Source organism: Kitasatospora putterlickiae, assembly GCF_039527695.1.
In the GTDB taxonomy this organism is placed as follows: Bacteria; Actinomycetota; Actinomycetes; order Streptomycetales; family Streptomycetaceae; genus Kitasatospora; species Kitasatospora putterlickiae.
The window spans coordinates 26,470-30,952 of sequence record NZ_BAAAKJ010000068.1; the positions used below are offsets into that span (position 1 = coordinate 26,470).

The window sequence follows — 4,483 nt, forward strand, 5'->3', positions numbered from 1 at the left end:
ACCCGCCCGCCCACGCACCCCGAGGAGGCGACGTCCTCGGCGGGCCGGGCCCGCCCCCTCTCCTCCGTCCTCTCCGCGCCGACGACCACGAACAAGACCGCGATCTTCGGCGAGGCCGCCGAGTGACGTGCCGGGGCCGGCGACGAACGCCGCGGCCACCAGGAGGGCGAGGCCGGCGGAGACCCAGGCCAGGACGCTGATCAGGGTGGTGTGCGGGCCGCCGTCCCGCAGGGTCCAGAAGGCGGTGACGCCGAGCAGGGCCGCCGGCAGACCGTACGAGACGAGGGCACCCGCGTGACCCGGGACCATTCGCCACGCCCGACGGCGGGGCGGAAATCGGGTTGAGCCGTGTGCCGGAGCGTGCCTAGCGTGGTGGGTATGAACACCACTCCGATGCCCGACGACTGGCTCGCGGCGAACCGTGCCAACTGGGACGGGCGCGTCCCCGTGCACGTGGCCAGCGAGTTCTACGACGTGGACGGCTTCGTCGCGGGCGGGGAGCCGCTGCGGGACTTCGAGCTCGCCGAGGTCGGCGACGTGAAGGGGAAGTCCCTGCTGCACCTCCAGTGCCACTTCGGGCAGGACACCCTTTCCTGGGCCCGGCACGGGGCGACCGTCACCGGGCTGGACTTCTCCCGGCCCGCGGTGGAGGCCGCCACCGGACTGGCCGGGCGGATCGGCGCGGACACCGCCCGCTTCGTGGTCTCCGACGTGTACGACGCCGTGTCCGCGCTCGACGGGCGGCGCTTCGACATCGTGTACACGGGGCTGGGCGCGCTGTGCTGGCTCCCGGACCTCACCCGCTGGGCGCGGACGGCGGCGGCCCTGGTCGCCCCGGGAGGTTTCCTCTACCTCGCGGAGTTCCACCCCTTCGCCGACGTCCTCGCGGAGGACGGCCGCACGGTGGAGTACGACTACTTCCACAACGAGGCGACGGTCTGGGACGATCCGAGCACCTACACCGACGGCGAGTTGGCGCCCACGGCGCCCGCCGTGACCGTCGAGTGGCAGCACGGCCTCGGCGAGGTCGTCAGCGCGCTGGTGGCGGCGGGCCTGCGGATCGAGTTCCTCCACGAGCACGACTTCACCGTGTTCGCCCGCTTCCCGGTGCTGGAGCACCACGGGGTGTTCCGCTTCCCGGAGGGTCGGCCGCGCGTCCCGCTGATGTACTCCCTCCGGGCGAGCAAGCCGGCATAGGTCCTCTCTCGCGGGTCAGGGCTTGCGGGCCACCGCGCCGTACATGCTGACGCGGTCGGCGCCCGCGGGCAGGGCGCCGTCGGGGCGCCAGAGGGGGACGGTGACGACCCCGGGGTCGAGCACCTCCAGGCCGTCGAGGAAGCCGCGCACCTGCTCCCGGGTGCGGCCGACCAGCGGGGCGGTGGCCTTGCTGTAGACCCCCGTCACCCGGTCGCGGACCTCGGCGGGGAGGAAGTCCGCGGTGCCGTGCGACAGGATCAGGTGGCTGCCGGGCGCGAGGGCGTCCAGCAGCGTGCGCACCACCTCGTGGGGGCCCTCCTCGTCCCGCACGAAGTGCAGGACGGCGGCGAGGACGAGGGCCGTCGGGCGGCTGAGGTCCAGCAGCTTCTGGTCCTCGGCGTCGGCGAGCAGGTCGACGGGCCGGCGCAGGTCGGCCTGGATGACGGTGGTCTGGCCGAGGGAGCCGCCGCCCATCAGGGCGCGGGCGTGGGCGAGCACGATCGGGTCGTTGTCCACGTAGAGGACCCGGGCGCCGGGATCGACCGCCTGAGCGATCTCATGGGTGTTGCCGGCCGTGGGGATGCCGGTTCCGATGTCGAGGAACTGGTGGACGCCGAGGCCGGCCACGCACCGCACGGCCCGGGTGAGGAAGGCCCGGTTGGCGCGCGCGGTGGACCGGAACTCGGGGTTGGCGGCGAGCGCCCGCTCGGCGGCCTCGCGGTCGGCCGGAAAGTTGTCCTTCCCGCCCAGGTAGTAGTCGTACATCCGGGCGGGGTGCGGGACGTCCGGGCGGAGGTCGGCGGGGACTCCCGGCTCGCCCTGCTCCCACATGCTCTCGTAACTCGCCACTGCCTCCGCGCCTCCGCCTAGGTGATCCGGTGAACTGATGACCCGTCGGCGGACAGCGTAGGTGGTCGACGGGGTCCGCGTGCGCGGTTGGTCGGTTCACCCCCGGTTGTGCGGAATGGTCGTCTTGCCGCTGGTTCCGCCCCGGCCCGGCGGGCGGTCCCCGCCCGATCGGCGCAGGATGGGAGGGTCCGGGGCACTGCCCAATCGAGGCACCGCCGCCGTGGGGCGGCTACGGGAGGTCGCCATGGCCGTCGCGGAGATCGTTCCGGCCGACATCAGGGAGTGGCGGGGTCAGGCCGTCGTGGATGAGAAGGGGCACAAGATCGGCAAGCTGGAGTCCGTCTACGTGGAGACCGCCACCGATGAGCCGTACTTCGTGACCGTCACGGTCGGCCCGGCCGTCTCGGTCGGGCTGAACGTCAACACCCGGCTGGTCTTCGTCCCGCTCGACGGGGCCGTGCTGGGCCCGGGGTACCTCAAGGTGGCGTTCCCGAGGGCGCTGGTCAAGCAGGCGCCGTCGATCGGCGTCGACGACGTGCTGCCCGCCGAGGCCGAGCCGGAGGTGTTCGCCCACTACGGGCTCGCGTACGCCACGGGCACGGGCGGCGAACGGCGGCTGGCCCGGCGCTGACCGCGACGCCCGCCCGCACCCCGTGCTCCCGACCGCCGGAACAGCGATACCCCGAGGGGTACACTGGACAGCCGGTAGTCGACAGCGTAAGGGGTGCTGAGATGCAGGTGGACGAGGAGGCCGTGGGCGCGGTCCTGAACCGTCTCCGGCGTGCCCAGGGACAGCTCGCGGGCGTGATCGCGATGATCGAGGCCGGCCGGGACTGCAAGGACGTGGTGACCCAGCTGGCCGCCGTCTCCCGGGCCCTCGACCGGGCCGGCTTCAAGATCGTGGCGAGCGGCATGCGCCAGTGCATGGCGGGCGCCGACGCCGACACGCCGCCGATGAGCGAGGCCGAGCTGGAGAAGCTCTTCCTGGCCCTGGCCTGAGCGCCTCGCCCATCGAGGCCCGCTGATGCTCCTCGACCCCGACGCGGCGCTCGAAGCCGTCGCATCGAGCCTGCCGGACCTGCCGTTCCCCTGGAGCGGGGATCCGGTCGAGGCCGTCGGCCGGGGCTTCGCGAACGTCGTGCTGCGGGTCGGCGGCGACGTCCTCGTCAGGGTGCCGCGCACCGCCGCGGCCAGGGACGGGAACAGGCACACGGCCGAGGTCCTGCGGCGACTGCCGCCCTTGCCGCTGGCCGTCCCCGAGGTGCTCGGCACGCTTCCGGCCGGGCCGTGGCTGCCCTTCGGCGCCGTGCTGCTCAGGAGGCTGCCGGGCGCCGTCGTGGACGACGACGCCGTCCGCGCGGACCGGGAGTCGTTCACCGGCGACCTGAGCGCTTTCGTCTCCGCGCTGCACGACCGCGGCGACGAACCGCTGCTGGGCGTCCTCGGGGCCCACGGGGCCGGCCGGGTGGCCGACGCCCTCGATGCCGCGACGGCCGCGGCCACCGCGGAGCGCCTGACCGGTCGCGAGCGGCGGGTGTTCGAACGATGGGCGGAGGCCTACCGGCGGTGGCTCGCCGGTGCCGAGGTCGTGCCGGTCCACGGCGATGTCTGGCCCGGCAACCTCCTGCACACCTCCGGGAGGCTGTCCGGCGTCCTGGACTGGGACGAGGCGCGGGTCGGCCCACGGGCGGTCGACCTGTGCGGCGTCCGGTACCTGGGCCGCGACGTCGCCGAGGAACTGCTGCGCGCCTACGCGGCCCGGAACTCCTGTGACTACGAGGTCCTGCACCAGGAGACCAGACTGGCCGGAGTCTGCCGTGAACTGCGGGGCGTCACCTGGTCCCTGCGCCACGACGACCCCGAGGAACTTGGGGGAGTCCCTGGACAAGGTGCGCCGCGCCCTGCGCGAGTTCCAGCTCCCGCCCGCCTGACGCGACCCGCCCGCGCGTCGGACGCGCCTCACATCCGGGAGCGCAGCACGTCGACCTCGCAGCCCGGCGCGAAGGGGTCGAAGCCGTGCTCGACCAGCCAGCGAACGGCCAGCAGGCTCCGCAACGACCACCACGCGCGGATCACGTCGAGGTCGACGCCGGTGCCGTAGCCGGCGATGACGTCGTCGAGGTGCTCCTCGTGTCCGAGCGTGAAGGTGGCGAGGTCGTACAGGGCGTCACCCCGGCCCGCCTCGGACCAGTCGATGATGCCGGTGACCTCGCCGGCGTCGACGAAGACGTGCGCGATCTGCAGGTCGCCGTGCGTGAACGCCGGGGTCCACGGGCGGAGCGCCGCCTGGGCGACCTGGCGGTTGCGGGTCACCAGGTCGGCGGGCAGGAGGCCGTTCGCCACCAGCGACGCGCACTCGTCGTCGAGTTCCGCCGCCAGCGCGACGGTGCCTGTCGGTGTCGAGCTTGGCGCAGGGTGGGGCGTCGTCGGCGCGCGC

At 73.7% G+C, this 4,483-nt stretch carries 5 protein-coding genes and 1 pseudogene; 4 read left to right on the forward strand and 2 right to left on the reverse strand.

The features are described 5' to 3' along the window. Positions 1-378: 378 nt before the first annotated feature. Positions 379-1,197: a class I SAM-dependent methyltransferase gene (locus ABD308_RS07865; protein ID WP_344329703.1), complete on the forward strand. Its 819-nt coding sequence runs from the start codon at positions 379-381 to the stop codon at positions 1,195-1,197. Positions 1,198-1,212: 15 nt separating this feature from the next. Here ABD308_RS07865 and ABD308_RS07870 read toward each other — a convergent pair whose 3' ends face one another. Next, positions 1,213-2,046 carry an SAM-dependent methyltransferase gene (locus tag ABD308_RS07870; RefSeq protein ID WP_344329706.1) on the reverse strand — a complete coding sequence of 278 codons (834 nt, stop codon included), beginning with the start codon at positions 2,044-2,046 and terminating at the stop codon, positions 1,213-1,215. Between the two features lie 244 nt (positions 2,047-2,290). Here ABD308_RS07870 and ABD308_RS07875 point away from each other — a divergent pair, with 244 nt between their 5' ends. From ABD308_RS07875 to ABD308_RS07885, 3 genes and pseudogenes are all read left to right on the forward strand, one after another. Beyond that, positions 2,291-2,677 carry a PRC-barrel domain-containing protein gene (locus tag ABD308_RS07875; protein WP_344329709.1) on the forward strand — a complete coding sequence of 129 codons (387 nt, stop codon included), beginning with the start codon at positions 2,291-2,293 and terminating at the stop codon, positions 2,675-2,677. 101 nt (positions 2,678-2,778) lie between these two features. After that, on the forward strand, positions 2,779-3,045 hold the full coding sequence (locus ABD308_RS07880) for a metal-sensitive transcriptional regulator (protein ID WP_344329712.1): 267 nt from the start codon (positions 2,779-2,781) through the stop codon (positions 3,043-3,045). Between the two features lie 25 nt (positions 3,046-3,070). Then, positions 3,071-3,811: pseudogene (locus ABD308_RS07885) on the forward strand (phosphotransferase family protein); the annotation flags it as partial. 194 nt (positions 3,812-4,005) lie between these two features. Here ABD308_RS07885 and ABD308_RS07890 read toward each other — a convergent pair. Beyond that, positions 4,006-4,483 (reverse strand): phosphotransferase (locus ABD308_RS07890; RefSeq protein WP_344329714.1); only part of this gene is annotated, 478 nt, incomplete at its 5' end.

Excerpts from the sequence above, each read along its gene's own strand:
- ABD308_RS07865 (WP_344329703.1), top strand. The coding sequence starts at position 379 with ATGAACACCACTCCGATGCCCGACGACTGGCTCGCGGCGAACCGTGCC.
- ABD308_RS07875 (WP_344329709.1), top strand. The coding sequence starts at position 2,291 with ATGGCCGTCGCGGAGATCGTTCCGGCCGACATCAGGGAGTGGCGGGGT.
- ABD308_RS07880 (WP_344329712.1), top strand. The coding sequence starts at position 2,779 with ATGCAGGTGGACGAGGAGGCCGTGGGCGCGGTCCTGAACCGTCTCCGG.